At 55.1% G+C, this 17,166-nt stretch carries 15 protein-coding genes; 12 read left to right on the top strand and 3 right to left on the bottom strand.

The features are described 5' to 3' along the window. Window positions 1-4: 4 nt before the first annotated feature. The 5 genes from PZBJ_RS22610 to PZBJ_RS22590 all read left to right on the top strand — a co-directional run bounded on the left by PZBJ_RS22610 (window position 5) and on the right by PZBJ_RS22590 (window position 5,332). The gene (locus PZBJ_RS22610; protein WP_101764383.1) at window positions 5-1,531 is read left to right on the top strand and encodes a glycerol-3-phosphate dehydrogenase; all 1,527 of its coding nucleotides are present in this window, start codon (window positions 5-7) and stop codon (window positions 1,529-1,531) included. A gap of 10 nt (window positions 1,532-1,541) precedes the next feature. Beyond that, window positions 1,542-2,480 carry a sugar phosphate isomerase/epimerase family protein gene (locus PZBJ_RS22605; protein WP_101764382.1) on the top strand — a complete coding sequence of 313 codons (939 nt, stop codon included), beginning with the start codon at window positions 1,542-1,544 and terminating at the stop codon, window positions 2,478-2,480. 148 nt (window positions 2,481-2,628) lie between these two features. After that, a complete protein-coding gene (locus PZBJ_RS22600) occupies window positions 2,629-3,582 on the top strand; it encodes a sugar-binding transcriptional regulator (RefSeq protein ID WP_101764381.1) in 954 nt (317 codons plus the stop codon). A gap of 165 nt (window positions 3,583-3,747) precedes the next feature. Further along, on the top strand, window positions 3,748-4,095 hold the full coding sequence (locus tag PZBJ_RS22595) for a helix-turn-helix domain-containing protein (protein WP_101764380.1): 348 nt from the start codon (window positions 3,748-3,750) through the stop codon (window positions 4,093-4,095). Next, on the top strand, window positions 4,085-5,332 hold the full coding sequence (locus PZBJ_RS22590) for a type II toxin-antitoxin system HipA family toxin (RefSeq protein ID WP_101764379.1): 1,248 nt from the start codon (window positions 4,085-4,087) through the stop codon (window positions 5,330-5,332). The genes PZBJ_RS22595 and PZBJ_RS22590 overlap by 11 nt, the downstream gene beginning before the upstream one ends. Window positions 5,333-5,345: 13 nt before the next feature. On the opposite strand, the gene PZBJ_RS22585 is transcribed toward PZBJ_RS22590, so the two are convergent. From PZBJ_RS22585 to PZBJ_RS22575, 3 genes are all read right to left on the bottom strand, one after another. After that, window positions 5,346-6,086: a DeoR/GlpR family DNA-binding transcription regulator gene (locus tag PZBJ_RS22585; RefSeq protein ID WP_101764378.1), complete on the bottom strand. Its 741-nt coding sequence runs from the start codon at window positions 6,084-6,086 to the stop codon at window positions 5,346-5,348. Window positions 6,087-6,128: 42 nt separating this feature from the next. Beyond that, entirely contained in the window at window positions 6,129-7,391 is a 1,263-nt protein-coding gene (locus tag PZBJ_RS22580) for a DUF1479 domain-containing protein (RefSeq protein WP_101764377.1), read from the bottom strand. A 178-nt stretch (window positions 7,392-7,569) separates the two neighbouring features. Further along, a complete protein-coding gene (locus PZBJ_RS22575) occupies window positions 7,570-8,082 on the bottom strand; it encodes a P-loop nucleotide/nucleoside kinase family protein (RefSeq protein ID WP_101764376.1) in 513 nt (170 codons plus the stop codon). A gap of 379 nt (window positions 8,083-8,461) precedes the next feature. Between PZBJ_RS22575 and PZBJ_RS22570 the strand changes: the two genes are divergently transcribed. From PZBJ_RS22570 to PZBJ_RS22540, 7 genes are read left to right on the top strand one after another with little or no spacing between them, the layout of a single operon-like run. After that, window positions 8,462-9,487 (top strand): substrate-binding domain-containing protein, encoded by a 1,026-nt coding sequence (locus PZBJ_RS22570; protein WP_101764375.1) that lies wholly within the window; start codon window positions 8,462-8,464, stop codon window positions 9,485-9,487. 10 nt (window positions 9,488-9,497) lie between these two features. Continuing rightward, a complete protein-coding gene (locus PZBJ_RS22565; RefSeq protein WP_101764374.1) occupies window positions 9,498-11,006 on the top strand; it encodes a sugar ABC transporter ATP-binding protein in 1,509 nt (502 codons plus the stop codon). Next, complete coding sequence (locus tag PZBJ_RS22560; protein ID WP_101764373.1) at window positions 11,003-11,998, top strand: ABC transporter permease; 996 nt, start codon at window positions 11,003-11,005, stop codon at window positions 11,996-11,998. Before PZBJ_RS22565 ends, PZBJ_RS22560 begins: the two co-directional genes overlap by 4 nt. A 13-nt stretch (window positions 11,999-12,011) precedes the next feature. Continuing rightward, the gene (locus tag PZBJ_RS22555; protein WP_101764372.1) at window positions 12,012-13,001 is read left to right on the top strand and encodes a sugar-binding transcriptional regulator; all 990 of its coding nucleotides are present in this window, start codon (window positions 12,012-12,014) and stop codon (window positions 12,999-13,001) included. Further along, on the top strand, window positions 12,994-14,748 hold the full coding sequence (locus tag PZBJ_RS22550; protein ID WP_101764371.1) for a glycerol-3-phosphate dehydrogenase/oxidase: 1,755 nt from the start codon (window positions 12,994-12,996) through the stop codon (window positions 14,746-14,748). The genes PZBJ_RS22555 and PZBJ_RS22550 overlap by 8 nt, the downstream gene beginning before the upstream one ends. Continuing rightward, the gene (locus PZBJ_RS22545) at window positions 14,732-15,571 is read left to right on the top strand and encodes a class I fructose-bisphosphate aldolase (protein WP_101764370.1); all 840 of its coding nucleotides are present in this window, start codon (window positions 14,732-14,734) and stop codon (window positions 15,569-15,571) included. Before PZBJ_RS22550 ends, PZBJ_RS22545 begins: the two co-directional genes overlap by 17 nt. Before the next feature lie 60 nt (window positions 15,572-15,631). Continuing rightward, window positions 15,632-17,116 carry an FGGY-family carbohydrate kinase gene (locus PZBJ_RS22540; RefSeq protein ID WP_101764369.1) on the top strand — a complete coding sequence of 495 codons (1,485 nt, stop codon included), beginning with the start codon at window positions 15,632-15,634 and terminating at the stop codon, window positions 17,114-17,116. Window positions 17,117-17,166 lie beyond the last annotated feature (50 nt).

The following is a 17,166-nucleotide window of genomic DNA, read 5'->3' as shown; positions in this document are numbered from 1 at the left end:
AATCATGAGTGAACACATGCTGGATCTGTTTGTGATTGGCGGCGGTATCAACGGTGCTGGTATCGCGCGTGACGCTGCCGGTCGCGGATTGTCGGTAATGATGTGTGAGAAAGATGACCTCGCGCAGGGCACGTCATCGCGCTCCGGCAAGCTGGTGCACGGCGGGCTGCGTTATCTGGAGTATTACGAGTTTCGGCTGGTGCGTGAGGCGCTGATCGAGCGCGAAGTGCTGCTCAACGCCGCACCGCATATCATCTGGCCGATGCGGTTTGTCTTGCCACACAGCCCAACCGATCGCCCGGCGTGGCTGGTACGCCTTGGCCTGTTTCTTTATGACCACCTTGGCGGCCGTCAGAAACTGCCGGGCACGCGTTCGCTGGATTTACGCCGCGATCCTGAAGGTGCGCCGCTGCTGGACAGTTACAGTAAAGGATTCGAGTACTCCGATTGCTGGGTGGATGATGCGCGGCTGGTGACGCTGAATGCGCTGGATGCCGCCGAGCGCGGCGCCACCATTCTGCCGCGTACCCGCTGCGTATCGGCGACACGTCATAACGGCAAGTGGGAAATCACCCTGCAGGATGCCAGCGGTACCTCACGCACCGTGTTTGCCAAAGTGCTGGTTAACGCCGCCGGACCGTGGGTGCTGGATATCGTCAATCAGGTCACGCACACCACAAGCAGTCGCAACGTGCGGCTGGTCAAAGGCTCGCACATCATTGTGCCGAAATTCTGGGAAGGTCAGCAGGCGTATCTGGTGCAGAACACCGACAAGCGGGTGATCTTTATCAACCCGTATGAAGGCGATAAAGCGCTGATCGGCACCACCGATATTCCGTGGCAAGGCAAAGCGGAAGCGGTTACCGCCGACGACAGCGAGCAGCAATACCTGATCGACGTGGTGAATCGCTACTTCAAGGTGAAACTGCGCGCCAGTGATGTGATCACGCGCTTCTCCGGCGTGCGTCCGCTGTTTGATGACGGCAAAGGCAATCCATCGGCGGTGACGCGTGATTACGTGTTTGACCTCGACGATCAACAAAATGCCCCGCTGCTGCATGTGTTTGGCGGCAAGATCACCACCTTCCGCAAGCTGGCTGAACATGCGATACAGAAACTGGCGCCGTTCTTCCCCAACATGGGCGCGGACTGGACGCGGGGCGCCACCTTACCGGGCGGCGATATGCCACATGCCGATTTCGACAGTTTCTTAGAGCAGGTCAAAGCGCGCTGGCCGTGGCTACCGCAGGCGCTGCGCAAACACTATGCGCGGCTGTATGGCACGCGTATCGATAAGCTGATCGGTCATGCCAATGCGCTGGGCGATCTTGGCCGCCACTTTGGTGGACAGCTGTACGAAGCCGAGGTGCGTTATCTGGTGGAAAACGAGTGGGCGCAGCAGGCCGAGGATGTGTTGTGGCGCCGCACCAAGCATAAGTTGCACCTCGATGACGCGCAGCAACAGGCTTTCACCCTGTGGTTCAACGCCACCTTTGCTTCTCCCGCGCCGCTGCGTACGCATGCCGGATAAGAGGTGAATCATGCCGTTAACGCTGTCACTGAATACTAATCCGTTGGTGAACCGCTTTGCCGACCCGCAGGATTTGATTAACACCGTGGCGCAGCAGATCCGCATCCGTGATGTGCAGCTCACCCATGAATTTATCAATCCCGGCTGGCCTGCTGCGACCCTCACGCGCATGACGCGCAAGATGCAGCAGGCGCTGCGCGCCACCGGCGTGCGCGTGACCTCCGGCATGACCGGCCCCTATGGTCGCCTCAACCATTTTGGTCATCCTGATGTCGAAGTACGCCGCTATTATGTTGGCTGGTTTAAAACCTTCGCTGATATCACCGCCGAGCTGGGCGGCGACGCGGTGGGTTCGCAGTTCGCCATCTTTACCCAGCAGGATTTCAACGATGTTGCGCGCCGCGACGCACTGATCGACATCGCCATTGATTGCTGGGCCGACGTTGCCGAACACGCCAAAGCCGCCGGATTGAAATACCTGTTTTGGGAACCCATGAGCGTGGGCCGCGAGTTTGGCGAAACCATTCCGGCCTGTCTGGCGCTACAGCAGCGTTTGAGTACTGCCTCAATGGCGCTGCCGATGTGGATGATGGCGGATATCGATCACGGAGATGTCACTTCCGCCGATCCGCGCGATTACGATCCTTATGCGTGGGCCGAAGCGGTGCCGCGTTACTCGCCGATTATCCATATTAAACAGAGCATGCTGGATAAAGGCGGACACAGACCTTTTACATTGCAGTACAATGCCGGCGGCCGCATTCAGCCGCAGCCGCTGCTGGACGCGCTGGCGCGCGGCGGTGCGCAGGATAATGAGATCTGCCTTGAGCTGAGTTTTAAAGAGCGCGAGCCAACCGATAGCAACGTGGTGGCGGAGATCGCCGAAAGCGTCGCCTTCTGGGCCGGGCATATTGATACCGGCGTGCAGGATCTGCATTTGGCGGAGTGAGGGGCGCGGTTTCCCCCTCACCCTAACCCTCTCCCGCAAGCGGGCGAGGGAACTGTCCGCGCACGCTGCTCGAACGGCCCCTTCTCCCACTTGTGGGAGAAGGTTGGGATGAGGGCTTAAGCGCACCATATAAACCAAAGGACAACCCATGAAACCGGCACCAACCTCGACTGAACGCGACGAATCTCTGGCGCTGCGCGCCGCCTGGCTGCACTACGTCGGCGGTTTAACGCAGGCGGAAGTGGCGAAACGACTCGGGCTGCCGTCGGTGAAAACGCACCGCATGATTGCGCGCATGGTGGCGGAAGGCGCGGTGAAGGTGTCGATTGATGGTGATATCGTCGCCTGCGTCCAATTAGAAGATCGTCTGCGCGCGAAATTCGCGCTTAACTTCTGTCATGTCGCCCCCGATCTTGGCGAAGAAGGCTTGCCGGTGCGCGCGCTGGGCATGGCGGGCGCGGATTACCTGCGTAACCTGCTCACCGCGTCGCCTTCTACCACCTTAGGTCTGGGGCATGGCCGCACCCTTTCCGCCGCCATCCATCAATTGCCACGTATTGATGCGCCGCATATGCGCTTTGTCTCGCTGCTCGGCTGTTTAACCCGCAACTACGCGCTCAATCCTCACGACGTTATGCACCGCATCGCCGAGAAAACCGGTGCGCAGGCCTACATGATGCCCGTGCCTTTCTTTGCCAATACCCAAGAAGATCGCGAAGTGTTACTGGCGCAGCGCGGCGTGAGCGAGGTGTTTGCCATGGCGGCGCAGAGTGAAGTCAAACTGGTGGGAATTGGCACCGTGGAACCCGCGGCTCAGCTGGTTGAAGCCGGCATGATTGATGAAGCGGAGATCAATGATATCTCCTCATCCGGCGCGGTCGGCGAGCTGCTGGGCCACTTCTTCGATGCCAACGGACAGATGATTCACACCAACCTAACAGCCCGCACGTTGTCGGTGGATCTCGATCTCTCGCATCGCGCAGAGATTGTCGCCCTGGCGGGCGGCGCCAGTAAGGTCGCCGCGATTCGCGCAGTGCTGGCCAGCGGTCTGGTGACCGGTTTGATCACTGATGAGGTCACCGCGCAGGCATTAGTGGGCTGAATTGCAATGATGAAATGTTCACTGTGTAGTACCAATAAGCGTAATTGGTACTACACAGTGAACATCTCTGACATTATGCGCCGTTGAAAAAACCCTTCATATCAGGCTAAGATGTTCCATATATAGTACAAATTACGTTTATTGGTACCCTGTATGGAACAAGTCATGGCTTCTATCACTTCACCCACCTCACGCTATGCTCAGGAAGCGATTGCCCTATTAGCTTCCTTGATTCGTGCTGAACGTATCGAGAAGCAAATTCCAGTATCTGAGTTAGCAGAAAGAGCCGGTATTTCGCGTGGGACTTTACATCGCATTGAGCAAGGCGACGTGAAATGTCAGATTGGCAGTTATTTCGAGATTGCGGCCATATTGGGCATTCCCCTGTTTGATGCAGAGGTGTGTTTGCCATCATTGGTCAGCCATCGAAATCGTGTTGAGGAAAAGCTCAAGCTGTTACCCAAACACACCAGTAAAAAAAAGAGTAGCAGGAAGGTGAAGGATGACTTCTGAAGCGCGTTTTAGAGACGCTTACGTATGGATATGGCTGCCTGGTGAAACATCACCAGTGGTGGCGGGCAGGCTTGAGGCTGAAGGCGATACGCTGCTTTTCAACTATGGTCGTAGTTATCTGCAGCGAGAAAACCGCATTCCGCTCAATCCCAATGAACTTCCTCTGCGGACTGGCGTTATTCCGCCGCTGAATGGGTTAAACATTGCGGGATGTATCCGTGACAGCGCACCTGATGCCTGGGGGCGCCGTGTCATTATCAACCGTCGAATGGGACGGAAAGGCGCCAACGTCGATACCGGAATACTCGATGAGCTGACGTATCTCATTGAGTCCGGTTCAGATCGCATTGGTGCCCTGGATTTCCAGCACTCAGCAACGGAATACATTCCGCGCTCAACTGCGAATGTCACCCTTCCTGAATTACTGGAGTCGGCTGATCGGGTTGAAAAAGGCGTGCCGCTAACACCCGAACTGGATCAGGCGCTTTTTCATGGGACGTCGATCGGTGGCGCGCGGCCAAAAGCGCTGATCGAGGCCGAGGGAAAAAAATACATCGCGAAATTTTCTGCCAGTGCGGATATCTGGAACGTGGTGAAAGGCGAATTCCTGGCGATGCGGTTGGCGCAGTTGGCAGGATTGCATGTCGCTCCGGTGAAGTTAGTCAAAGTAGCCGGACGCGATGTGATCATGATTGAGCGCTTTGACCGCGAACATAAAGCCGATGGATGGACGCGAAAAGTGATGCTTTCGGCGCTGACCCTATTTGAACTCGACGATATGCTGGCGCGCTATGCCAGCTACGAAACACTCGCTGAAATTATTCGTCAACGTTTTGCCGCGCCCAAAGAGACTTTGCTGGAGTTGTATAAACGGCTTTGCTTCAATATTCTCAGCGGCAACACCGATGACCATGCCCGCAATCATGCCGCCTTTTGGGATGGTAACAACTTCAGTCTTACGCCTGCTTATGACATTTGCCCGCAAGGTCGTGCTGGCAACGAAGTCTCGCAGGCGATGTTGATTAGTGGCAACAATAATCTGAGTCGTATGAGCAGCTGCCTGGATGCCGCTCATCACTTTGCTTTGAGTCGTGCTGACGCGCATGCGCATTTCATGCTGATAAAAACGTCGATTGAAACCTATTGGCATCATGTTTGTGATGAAGCCGATTTGAGCAAGGTGGATCGGGAAAGCTTGTGGCACAGGCAGTTCATCAATCCTTTTTCACTTGAATAGCTGATTGCGTGAGCTAGACCAAACTCACTTCCACGCCCTTCTCACACAGCGCTTTTTGATAGCTCGCCTCCAGTTCGGCATCGGTAATCAGTTGTTTAAACGGCTGAAGCGGTGCCAGCGCAAACGGATGAATCTGGCCAAACTTTGAGGAATCCGTCAGCGCGATGGTGTGTGTAGGTTTTTCCATGATGGCGTTGACCACGTCACAGCGCAGCATATCGCGGCCGGTAAAGCCGGTGACCGCATCCCAGCCATCAATACCGATAAACGCCTTGTGGAAATTGAGGTGCTGAATACACAGACGCGTTAGCGGCCCCACCACCGATTCACTGCTTTTCTGGAACAGGCCGCCAAGGATGATCACATCGCCGCCCTTTTCGCGCAGCAATCCGGCGATGTAATGGCTCACGGTAATGATGGTGATATCGTTGCGTTCACTCAGTTCACGCGCCAGCAAAGCGTTAGTACTGCCGCCTTCGATAAACACCGTTTCACCGCTGTTCACCAGCGACGCCGCGTACTCGGCGAGACGCTTTTTCACCGCGAAGCGGGTTTGCATACGCGCGCCAACATCATCACTTTCTGGCGCCACGGCGGAACCGTGCACGCGGCGCAGAAAGCCGCCTTTCTCCAGAAGATTGAGATCCTGACGCACCGTCACTTCTGAGACGCCGGTGGTGTGCGCCAGCTCATTTACGCTGACGCTGCCGCGCTCGCTAACCAATTGGATAATCTGTTGATGACGTGCGTTCATAACACCCGCTGCTGTGAAATTTTTGTCAAGCTTACCAGAAATTTAGCCCAATCCCAGACTGCGGCGACCATTGGCATTCAGCGCGTCGAGGGTGAAGCGATCGCGCCACTGCGTTTCATAATCCTCCTGCGGGAAATCGCCAGGCGACGCACCGCTGGCCAGCGCCTGCGCCACTTTGGTAGCGTAGGCGGCATTTTTCTCACACAGCGGTGCGGCGGGAATGTACATTACATTGCCCCAGCCTTGCTGATCCTCTACCGGCGCGACCGAGTGGATCACATCACAATGCCACCAAACCGAATCGCCCGCCTGCAACGCGGGAATCGAACACAAGCCCTCAATCAGTTCCGGATGCCACTGCGCTGAAACCGGCAGCACTTTGCCCGGCGCAACGCCGCAAAGCTCATCTTCTGGTACATCTTTCAACAACGGACGCAGCAACAAATAGGCCATCGCTTCCGGCACCGGCACCACATGCAGCAAGCCCTGACCAGTCCGCATATCCGACAGCGCGGTCCAGCCCTGGAAGGTACGGAATACCGAGCACTTGGTGGTAGTCCCTGATTGATACTCATTCACTTCAGTGCGATGCGCCGCATCCCAGGGATCGTATTGATCAAACTGGTTGGTGAAAATTTTGCTGAACACCTGTTGATACGCCGGCAGTAACCAACGCTCCAATGCGCCTGAATCAGTGTGCGCGCCAAGACCTTTGGAGGTGGTGCCCGGCAAGCGGCGACGAATACGATCGGGATAAATGATACTGACGTCAGGTTCAAACCAGCGCGTGCCGCGCGACTCAAACGTCCACAAGCGATTGAGGAAAGATTGCGTCTGGGCCATGGCATCGCTTTGGCGCGCTGACATCTGCGCATCGCTCCAGTAAATCGGATAGATTTCCGGACGTGACGCATCAAGATTGCCGAAGAAGTTATCGCCCGGCCCTTGGTAGACGTTGTCGAAATCATTGTCATCGAGGTATTTGAGCATTGATTCATCCCAGGCCAGCGCCTGATCGCGCGGGAATGTCTGCTTCACCACTACACAACCGCGTCGACGAATATGATCCTTCACCTCATCGGTGATACGTCCCGCCGCAATATCCTGCTGACTCACCTGCGGCCACGCGCTGCCGTTTTGCGCCTCTTCCGCGCGAGCAGCGGCAATTTCGCTGACGATTTTGCTTCTGACTTGTTCAAACAGACCTTCGACATCGCCGATCTGCTCTCTTAGCACCCTTTTCATCAGGCATACGTTTTGTTTGAAATCATCAGGTTGTTGCAGTGAAGTGAAAGTATTATTCATGACATGCTCCGATTCGTTAACTTACGAGTTTCATTCGAAACTAAAATACGCTTCATTCATAACAAACGCGCAGCAATAAACAATAATGCAACCGCCGAATCCGGAGGTTGATCACATTAAGATCGAAGAATGGGTTTCAGGTGAAAGTGGCGGCGCGTTTTACGCCACCACTGAAAGATCAGGATTGTGACATTTTAGGCAGCGCTTGTAGAATGGCATCCACGCACTGCTGCGCCGAGAGTAAGGCGCTATCAAGCTGCAAATGATCGCGCTCCCAGGCTTGATATTCGCGCTGTTCAACTGCCTGCCAATCCGGCAGCTTCAAACCTTTAATATCGGAAGCGCGATTTTCGACGCGAAAGCGATGTTTGTTACGATCGGAACAGATTACTTCGACTTCCAGCAGCGGCGCACCGCTCAACAAGGCGATATCGCGATAAGCGTTGCGGATCAGTTGCAGGTCGTTAACCGAGTCGGTAATAACGGTGGAACCGAGCAGCAAATTGTCGCGTGCCAATCCGTAGATAACGAAATATCCTTCCGGCCCGATCGCTTTCTCGCTCTCTTCACCCGATCGCAACGCCTGTTCGATAGTATCGACGCGTAAATACACCGCGCCGATCTGCTGCGCTAATAAGCGCGCAATGGTGCTTTTGCCGGTGCCGGGTAATCCACTAAACGTGATGAGCATTAATTAATTCCTATTTTGCATTGATGTTCAATCGTGATTAGCCTGACGGTGAATGCGATTTTTATTATCACTGCAGGCCAGGTTTCCTCTTTCCTGGCTGAACGTCCCAGTTGGCACGTTTGCAGCGCTGGATGCGTAAATAGCTTTCGTCACTAAATGTGTAAAGCGGTAAGAGCCCCTTGCGCAATTAGTGAACGCACTCACAAGTCAGAAACAATTCATTAACCAACGTTTGATCTTTTCCCCGCCAGCTTTTATACCTTTTGAAAATTATTTCATGCATAAGAAATAATTTTCAAGGTTAACCCCGGCTCGTTTTTCCGCGTTTTGTCGTCACGGCTGAGCCATACACATTCAGCGTCAGTTCCGGGGAATAAACATGAAAAAAATCACTGTTCTACTCGCCAGTTTATTCATGGCGGGCAGTTTCACCAGCATCACGCAAGCAGCGGATGCGCCTCAATTTCGCTGTAAACCCGGCGAAACTTACTACATGAACGTGATGGTGACAGGCGTAGAGTATTGGTTCCCGGTTTACGAAATGTTCAAGCAGGCTGCGCATCAGCTGGGCTGTAAGACCGTATACGGTGGCACACCCGCTTATGACGTTAACCAGCAACTCTCGAGCTTTGAACAAATCCTGGCACAAAAACCCGCCGGTATTTTTCTTCATCCGATGAATCCTGACCCCTTTATTGAGCCCATTAATCGTGCTGCTGAAATGGGCATTCCAGTGGTAACGTTTGCCGCCGATTCACCTAACAGTAAACGCGTTGCTTATATCACCTCAGACAATTTCCGTGAGGGTAAAGCCGCAGCCGACGAACTAGGGAAAGCAATGGGTAAAGGTGCCGAATTTGCGGTGCTGGAAAACCCCGGTCAGGATAATCACGATAGGCGTGTCACTGCGTTTATTAATGAGATGAAAACCGCCTTTCCTGACAGCAAATTAGTCGCACGCGCTGCGACGAATCAGGACCCTTCGAAAGCCTATAACGCCGTACTCTCAATGTTGCAGGCGAACCCCAATCTGAAAGGCATCTTTATGCCGGAAGCCAGCTCTGCGATTGGTGCTGCGCAGGCAGTGGCTGAAAACGGCGGCAAAGTGAAAGTGATGACCGTGGATGTCAACGCTAAGGTGCTGGATATGATTAAAAGCGGTCAGGTATTTGGCGCAATCAATCCAAATCAGGGCATCCAGGGCTATATGGGTTTTATGACCTTGTTCCTTGCTGCCCATCCTGAACTGATCGATCCGATGAATGACGCCAAACGCAACGGGACCAATCCTTTTGCCTTCCCAATCCTTGATAACGGTTATGCGGTGGTGACTAAAGACAACGCCGATGATTTCCGCTGGGATGCTTATCTGAAACGCCGCGGCACTAAAGGCATCAATGAGTAAGGCGACGATTATGACAGCACTATTGGAATTACGTGGCATCACTAAAAGTTTTGGCGCGGTACGGGCTTTACAGGGGGTAGATCTCACCCTCCGCGCGGGAGAAATTCATGCGCTGGCCGGAGAGAATGGCGCTGGAAAATCAACGTTGATGAACATTATTGATGGCATTTTGCGTCCAGATGGTGGCGAGATATTGCTGTGTGGCAAGGCCGTGACCATTCGCTCACCACGTGAAGCACAGAGTCTTGGCATTGGTCTGGTACATCAGGAAATTGCTCTTTGTCCTGATATCAGCATTTATGAAAACATTTGGATGGCGCATGCCGCTGGCCAGCGCGGCGTGCTCATGCCGCATAAAGTACTACGTGAAAAAGCGCAGCAGGTGATGAATCGACTCGCGCCGATAGCGGTGACTAAAAAAGTGGGTGAACTTTCTCTCTCTCAGCAGCAACTGGTGGAGATCGCCAAAGCGCTGACGCTGGATTGTCGCCTGCTCATTCTGGATGAACCCACCGCCGCGCTAACCGAACCAGAGGCTCAAACGCTGTTTACGATTGTGCGCCAGTTGCAGGCGCAAGGTATTTCAGTGGTCTATATCAGCCATCGCATGGCAGAGATTTTTGCGCTATGCCAGCACATCACCATTCTACGCGATGGCCTTACGGTACACAGTTCAACGCTGCAAAACATGACGCCCGATGAAGTGATTACACGTTTGGTCGGACGAGAACTGTCGCAACTCTATCCTGATAAACGCCCAGTTAGCGCCGCTTCACCATTGCTTGAAGTGCGTGAGCTTGGCGATGGCAAACACTTCCACGATATCAATTTTGATTTGCGTCCCGGCGAAATCCTTGGCATTGGCGGTTTGATGGGGGCAGGACGCAGCGAAATTGCGCAGGGTATCTGCGGTTTACTGCCCATCAAACGTGGCGCAATCCGTATCAAGAGCAAAGCTGTGACATTGAGGGATTACGCCGCGAGTATTGCGCTGCGCATGGTCTATTTGTCGGAGGATCGCAAAGATGCCGGACTTTTTTTAACGATGCCGATCGAATGGAACATTTCGGCTCTGGATGTCAACGCAGTCAGTCATCATCGTTTGTTGCTCAGTCCACAGCTTGAGCGTCAGCAGGCAGAGGCGCTGGCAAAGCAAGTGAAACTCAAGCTTGCCAAATTAAGCGATCCGGTGTCGTCGCTATCGGGTGGGAATCAGCAGAAAGTCGCGCTAGCACGCGTGTTATCGGTACAGCCGGAAATTGTGTTTCTTGACGAACCAACACGTGGCGTGGATGTCAGCGCCAAGGCTGAGATCTACAGTATTCTCGCCAAACTGGCGGCCAGCGGTGTGGGTTTAATCGTGATTTCATCAGAGTTACCGGAACTCATTGGCCTGTGTGATCGCATCATCGTGATTCATGAAGGGCGCATGAGCGGAGAAGTGACCGGTGAGGCAATGAATGAAGAGAACCTGATGCGGCTAGCGGCTGGCATCATTCCAGAAGCGGAGGCTGTATGACAATGAATACCACCTTGCCTACACTGCAAAAATCGCGTTGGTCTCTGTTTGGCGGCATTCATAAACAGCGCGAAGTGGGACTGATTGCGATCATTGCACTGATCTTCGTGGTGATGAGTTTCACTTCCCCCTACTTTCTCACCTGGGCCAACATGAAGGCGATGCTACTGTCGTTTTCAATTGAAGGCATTGTGGTGATTGGCATGACTATTCTGCTAATAGTTGGCGGTATCGACCTTTCGGTTGGCGCAGTGGTTTGTCTTTCAATGGTGGTCGCTGGGCAGCTATTTCTTAGCGGCGTGGATCCCTGGCTGGCTGGCGTAGGCGGCATTGCGGCGGCGGCGCTGATTGGCTTTTTAATGGGGCTGACGGTAACAAAAATCGGCCTCAGTCACTTTATCGCTTCGCTGGCGGCGATGGTTATCGTGCGCGGCCTGTGTATGATCGTCACTCAGGGAACGCCGCTATCATTATTTACCCTGCCCGTGAGTTTCAAATTTATCGGCCAGGGCGCTCTGTGGGGCGTTCCGTTCGTTATCCTGCTGTTCTTCGTGCTGGTCGCACTGTTCGACTTCTTGCTGCGTAAAGCCACGTTATTTCGCAAAGTGTTCTACACCGGCAGTAATGAACGTGCCGCCGCCTATTCCGGCATCAACATTAATCGCATCAAATTGTGGGTCACAGTACTGACCTCTACGCTGGCAGGACTCGCCGGCATTATTTATATGGCACGTCTTGGCTCTGCAACGCCAACCTTTGGTGTCGGTATGGAACTGAATGTCATTGCAGCGGCGGTCATTGGCGGCGCGAGTCTGAAAGGTGGCACTGGCTCAATTCTTGGCGCGGTGCTTGGTGTTGCATTGCTGTCGATCGTCACCAGCTCGCTAATATTAATCAACGTCTCCGTTTACTGGCAGGAGTTGATTAAAGGTTTGATTTTACTGGCCGCCGTCTCAATCGATCACTTACTGAATAAATACCGTGCTGCATAAGGAATTATCGCCCATGGAATTCGCTAATGAGCACCCTGCGTTTCATAGCGCGCGTCAGATTTACCAGGTTCTGGTGATGTATTACCTCGATGGCAAGAAACAGTCGGAGATTGCGGTTGAAACCGGCTTATCGGTTGCCAGTGTTAATCGTCTGATACGTCAGGGCAAGGAGAGCGGCATGGTGGAAATCACCATCAAATCCCCCTGGCTTTCAGCACATCAACTGGAGAGCGATCTGGCTGCCCTCGGTCAGTTGCAACAGGTGGTGGTGGCGCCGAACGTTGCACGCAGTGAGGATCATAGTCTGCAAATGGTCGGCGCAGCGGCGGCAGAATATTTGTTATCACGTCTAAAGGATGGCGATGTCATTGCTATTACTGGTGGCAAAGGTGTAAGTGCGCTGGTTGAAGCATTACAGCCCTCACGTAAATACGATGTTCAAGTGGTACCCGCGCTGGGCTGCGTGCAAGGCAAACATTACACCGACGTCAATCATGTGGCCTCGGAAATGGCGGCGCGTCTTGGCGGACACGCATGGCAGATTCACGCCCCGCTGTTTACTGATTCTGCCGATGAACGCGACATGCTGATGGGCATTAGCGCCGTCGACCAGGTGCTGGATAAAGCGCGTAACGCCACGTTAGCGGTAGTGGGTTTAGGATCAATTCATAGCGACAATTCCAGCTACTACGATCTTAACCTCTCGGCGCGCCATGCTTCCTCCAGCATTGAAACCAGCGGTGCGCGCAGTGAACTGTTAGCCTGGCTGCTGGATGCTAACGGCCAACCGGCTCCGTTCGATGCCAACCGGCGTTTAGTTGGCCTGACGTTGCCTGAACTGCAACGCATTCCCTTCTCAATGGCGGTGGTGGCTGGTCGTGACAAAGTGGACCCGATTGACTGCGTGCTGCACGGTCAGTGGCTGAAAGGCATGGTCACTGATGAATCGACTGCGGCAGGCGTACTGGAATTGGCCCTGAGCCGAGGAGCATCTCATGGATAACATTAAAACCCGCGAACAACGCCTGAGCGCCCTGCGCCTGCGTTCATCGACACCGGTGTTGATTGTCGGCGGCGGCATCAACGGCATCAGCACTTTTCGTGAGCTGGCGCTGCAGGGCATTCCGGCGATTCTGGTGGAAAAAGGCGACTGGTGTCAGGCCGCCAGCGGTGCGCTGTCGCGCATGATTCACGGCGGTTTGCGGTATCTGGAAACCGGTGAATTTACGCTGGTCAAAGAGTCGGTCACCGAGCGCGATCGCCTGCTGAAAAATGCTTCGCACTATGTTTTCCCCCTACGCACCACGGTGCCGATCGATAATCTCGCTGGCGGTTTAGTGAATGCTACCCGCCGTTTTCTACGCCTGAGCGATAAACCGACGCGGCGCGGGGCGTTGCTGATCAAAACCGGGCTTAGCCTGTATGACATTTACACCCGCCAATATGGATCGATGCCGAAGCATCAGGTGCGCAATGAAGCCGCCACGCGTGACCGCTGGCCGGGATTCGCGCCCTGGGTGAAATACAGCGCCAGCTATTACGATGCCTGGATCAGCGCGCCGGAACGGCTGGGATTTGAGCTGATTGATGATGCCGAAAAAGCCTGTCCAGAGGCGCTGGCGCTCAATTATCTGCAGCTGGTCAGCGCCGAGGGCGAAACGGTTATTTTGCAGGATGCGTTAAGCGGTGAGCGATTTAGCCTGCAACCGCATGTGCTGGTGAATGCCGGTGGCGCCTGGATCGACCAGCTTAACCAACGCATCACCTCCAACCGCGATCTGCCAAAGCTGATTGGCGGCACCAAAGGTTCGCATCTGATCCTCGATCATCCCGAATTGCTGCAGATGCTGGACGGCGAAATGGTCTATTTCGAAAACCAGGAAGGCCGCGTCTGCATCATGTTTCCGTGGTTTGGCAAGGTGCTGGTGGGTTCCACCGATATCCGCGTGGACGATCCCGATGCAGTGGTGTGCGAAGAGGAGGAAAAGAGTTATATCCTGGAGTCACTGCGCTTCGTCTTCCCGCATATCGAGGTGGCGGATTCCGCCATCGTTTACACCTTCTGCGGCGTACGTCCGCTGCCCGCCAGCGAGGCCAAACTTAACGGCCAAATCTCGCGCAATCACTCGTTAGTGGTGTTGCCAGCTGACGCCAATCGCGCCTGGAGCACGCTCTGTTTAGTCGGCGGTAAATGGACCACTTTCCGCCAGTTTGGTGAAGAGGCGGCGGATCGCGTGCTGCGGCTGCTCGGCGAAAAACGTCAGGTCTCCAGCGGTGATGTGCCGATTGGCGGCGGACGTGATTTCCCCAAACCTTCTGGACAAACCGCGTGGCTGGCGCAACTGGCGCAGCGTTATGGCGCGCCGCTACCGCGCGTAATGCAACTCGCCAAACGTTACGGCAGCCGCGCCGTGCCGCTGCTGGCGCTGATCCAGCAGCACGGCGAGCAAATGTTGCAGCATCACGCCGCCTACAGCGATGTCGAATTGCGGTATCTGATTGAGCACGAACAGGTTTGTCAGCTGGAGGATTTGCTAGTGCGCCGCACCTCGCTAGCGATTTGCGGTGAACTTAGCGCGCCGCTGGTGCAGGAGATCGCGCAGATCATGGCCGCAACGCTCGGCTGGAGCGATAGCGAACGCGCGCAGCTGCTGCAGTGCGGCTGCGCCAATCTGGCAAGGTTGCACGGCCTTACCGGCCTTTACCCCACGGTTTTTCAGGAGGAAACACGACATGTTAGTAACCAATAAAGTGCGCATGCAGCGTCTGTTTCAGCACGGTAAATGTCTGGATGTCGCCATTGATCACGGTATCGCCAACGAGCCCGATTTTCTCATCGGTCTGGAGAATATTGAGGGCGTGATGGATAACCTGATCGCCGCGCAGCCGGATGCGATTCAGGTCAACTACGGTCAGGCCGATCTGCTGCAGCGTGTGGCGGGACGTAAACCGGCGCTGGTGTTGCGCACCGATGTGGGCAATGCCTACAACGCGGCGCGTCATCGGGAAATGTGGGCGGTGCTGCACAATCCGGATGAACCGATTCTTGCCGCATTGCAGATGGACGCCGCCGCAGTGGTTGTAAACCTCTATCTGATCCCGGATGAACCGGGCATTTTCCGCATGTGCGTCGAAAATATTGGCCGCTTGCGCCAGGCTTGCGATCGCTACGCCATGCCGCTGATGATTGAGCCGCTGGTGATGGCCCCCGCCGGACAAGGCGCGGCTTACGGCTCACTCGGCGATGTCGAGAAAATTGTGCCGCTGGTGCGGCTGGCGCGTGAGTTAGGTGCCGATATCATCAAAGCCGATCCCACTGAGAACGTGGAAGATTTTCATCGCGTGGTGGAAGCGGCGCGCTGTCCCACGCTGGTGCGCGGCGGCGGCAAAGGTGAACTGGCTGGCGTGCTGACGAAAAGTGCTGCGCTGATGGCGCAAGGTGCCAGCGGTATGGTGTATGGCCGCAATGTTTATCAACACGATAATCCGTCACGCGTGGTGAAAGCGCTGATGGCGATTATTCATCAGGGCGTCAGCGGCGCGGACGCCCTGGAAATCTATCAGCAGGGTTGAGCCTTACCTGCACCGGCGCTTAAGCGGTGCGCCGTCTTCGCCAGTTGCACGGAGTCGGATATGAAGATAGTTGGTATTGATGCCGGAAACACCATGATCAAAGCGGTGCTGTTTGATCTCAGCGGTCGCGTATTGTCGGTGGCCGAGTGCGCGGGAGAAACCCATCGTCCGCAGGAAGGCTACGCCGAACGGCCGGTGGCGGATATCTGGCATGGCGTCAGCGATGCGGTGAGCCGTTGTCTGCAGCAGGCGGAGACGCCCGCCAGCGATGTGATTGCGGTTGGCGCGGCCGGCCACGGCAACGGTTTGTACGCGCTGGATAAGCATCAGCAGCCGCTGTTTGGTATTCAATCTATCGATCATCGAGCTTGTGACACGGTGCACGCGCTGGAAATGAGCGGCGCGGATAAGCGCATCTACCAGATTTCGCTGCAAAAACCCTGGCCTGCGGCAACGCCGGTATTGATCAGCTGGATTAAGCAACATCAACCCGAGCGCTGGGCGCAAATCGGCCATTTACTCTGCGCGAAAGATGTTATCGCCCATTTTCTCAGCGGTGCGATTAGCGCTGATTTTTCAGATGCCGCCGGTGCCGGCTTAATTGATTATCGTGCGCGCAGCTACAGCCGTGAATTGATGGCGCTGTACGACATCGAAGAGGCGCTCGCCCTGCTGCCCAAACTGCATGAATCCTGCGAGGTGGTTGGCCATGTCACGGACCGGGCTGCTCAGCTCACCGGATTACCGGCGGGCATTCCGGTGGTGGCGGGCATATTTGATGTGGTGGCCAGCGCCGTGGGTTCAGGCGTGGTGAACACCGGTGAAGCCTCAATTGTCGCCGGTACGTGGAGCATCAATCAGGTGGTGGTGGATAAACCCGATTATCTGCGCCCGGTATTTATGAACTCCATTGTAGAGTCCGACCGTTATATGGCGATTGAGGCCAGCGCCACCTCGGCGGCGAATCTCGACTGGTTCCTGCGCGAATTTGACGATGGTCGCGGCGGTCAGGGCGCGGTGCGCAGCAGCGATAGCGTGGCGCACGTGCAACCCAATGCCCAGCTACCGCTCTATCATCCTTATCTCTATTCCGGACGCAAATCGGAACCGGCCAAGGCCGGGTTTTATGGCTTAGGCGGCTGGCATACGCGCGCCGATATGCTGTTTGCGCTGTTTGAAGGCGTGACCTTTGCCCATCGGGCGCATATTGATCGCTTGCGTGCGGCAGGCATCCCTTTTACGCAGGCCATTTTGTCGGGCGGCGCGGCGCGCAGTTGCGTCTGGCCGCAGATGTTTGCTGACGTGTTAGGCATACCGATTCGCGTGGCGGAGTGCAAAGAGACCGGCGCGCTGGGCGCCGCCTTGTGTGCCGGTGTGGGCGTCGGCGCGTGGCGCAATCTTGCCGAGGCCGCGCAGCAGGCGGTGCAGATCAATCCCGGCGAATTGTTGCCGCGACCAGAGCGCGTTGCGTTTCACGACGTACGTTATCGGGTGTTTAAAAAGCTGGAGCTGGCGATGCGCGAGATGTGGCAGCAAGCCAGTTGATTATTGTTTATTAACAATGCATTAGTTTTAAGATCGTATAAAAAATGACA

This window comes from Pantoea endophytica (assembly GCF_002858935.1).
GTDB lineage: Bacteria > Pseudomonadota > Gammaproteobacteria > Enterobacterales > Enterobacteriaceae > Pantoea > Pantoea leporis.
The sequence above is the reverse complement of the archived record's forward strand: the minus strand, read 5'-3'. Positions and strand labels throughout refer to the sequence as shown.

Bases quoted from the DNA above. Each gene is read 5' to 3' on its own strand.
- PZBJ_RS22555 (WP_101764372.1), top strand. From the start codon at position 12,012: ATGGAATTCGCTAATGAGCACCCTGCGTTTCATAGCGCGCGTCAGATT.
- PZBJ_RS22570 (WP_101764375.1), top strand. From the start codon at position 8,462: ATGAAAAAAATCACTGTTCTACTCGCCAGTTTATTCATGGCGGGCAGT.
- PZBJ_RS22565 (WP_101764374.1), top strand. From the start codon at position 9,498: ATGACAGCACTATTGGAATTACGTGGCATCACTAAAAGTTTTGGCGCG.
- PZBJ_RS22575 (WP_101764376.1), bottom strand. From the start codon at position 8,082: ATGCTCATCACGTTTAGTGGATTACCCGGCACCGGCAAAAGCACCATT.
- PZBJ_RS22545 (WP_101764370.1), top strand. From the start codon at position 14,732: ATGTTAGTAACCAATAAAGTGCGCATGCAGCGTCTGTTTCAGCACGGT.
- PZBJ_RS22610 (WP_101764383.1), top strand. From the start codon at position 5: ATGAGTGAACACATGCTGGATCTGTTTGTGATTGGCGGCGGTATCAAC.
- PZBJ_RS22585 (WP_101764378.1), bottom strand. From the start codon at position 6,086: ATGAACGCACGTCATCAACAGATTATCCAATTGGTTAGCGAGCGCGGC.
- PZBJ_RS22600 (WP_101764381.1), top strand. From the start codon at position 2,629: ATGAAACCGGCACCAACCTCGACTGAACGCGACGAATCTCTGGCGCTG.
- PZBJ_RS22605 (WP_101764382.1), top strand. From the start codon at position 1,542: ATGCCGTTAACGCTGTCACTGAATACTAATCCGTTGGTGAACCGCTTT.
- PZBJ_RS22540 (WP_101764369.1), top strand. From the start codon at position 15,632: ATGAAGATAGTTGGTATTGATGCCGGAAACACCATGATCAAAGCGGTG.
- PZBJ_RS22550 (WP_101764371.1), top strand. From the start codon at position 12,994: ATGGATAACATTAAAACCCGCGAACAACGCCTGAGCGCCCTGCGCCTG.
- PZBJ_RS22590 (WP_101764379.1), top strand. From the start codon at position 4,085: ATGACTTCTGAAGCGCGTTTTAGAGACGCTTACGTATGGATATGGCTG.
- PZBJ_RS22560 (WP_101764373.1), top strand. From the start codon at position 11,003: ATGACAATGAATACCACCTTGCCTACACTGCAAAAATCGCGTTGGTCT.
- PZBJ_RS22580 (WP_101764377.1), bottom strand. From the start codon at position 7,391: ATGAATAATACTTTCACTTCACTGCAACAACCTGATGATTTCAAACAA.
- PZBJ_RS22595 (WP_101764380.1), top strand. From the start codon at position 3,748: ATGGCTTCTATCACTTCACCCACCTCACGCTATGCTCAGGAAGCGATT.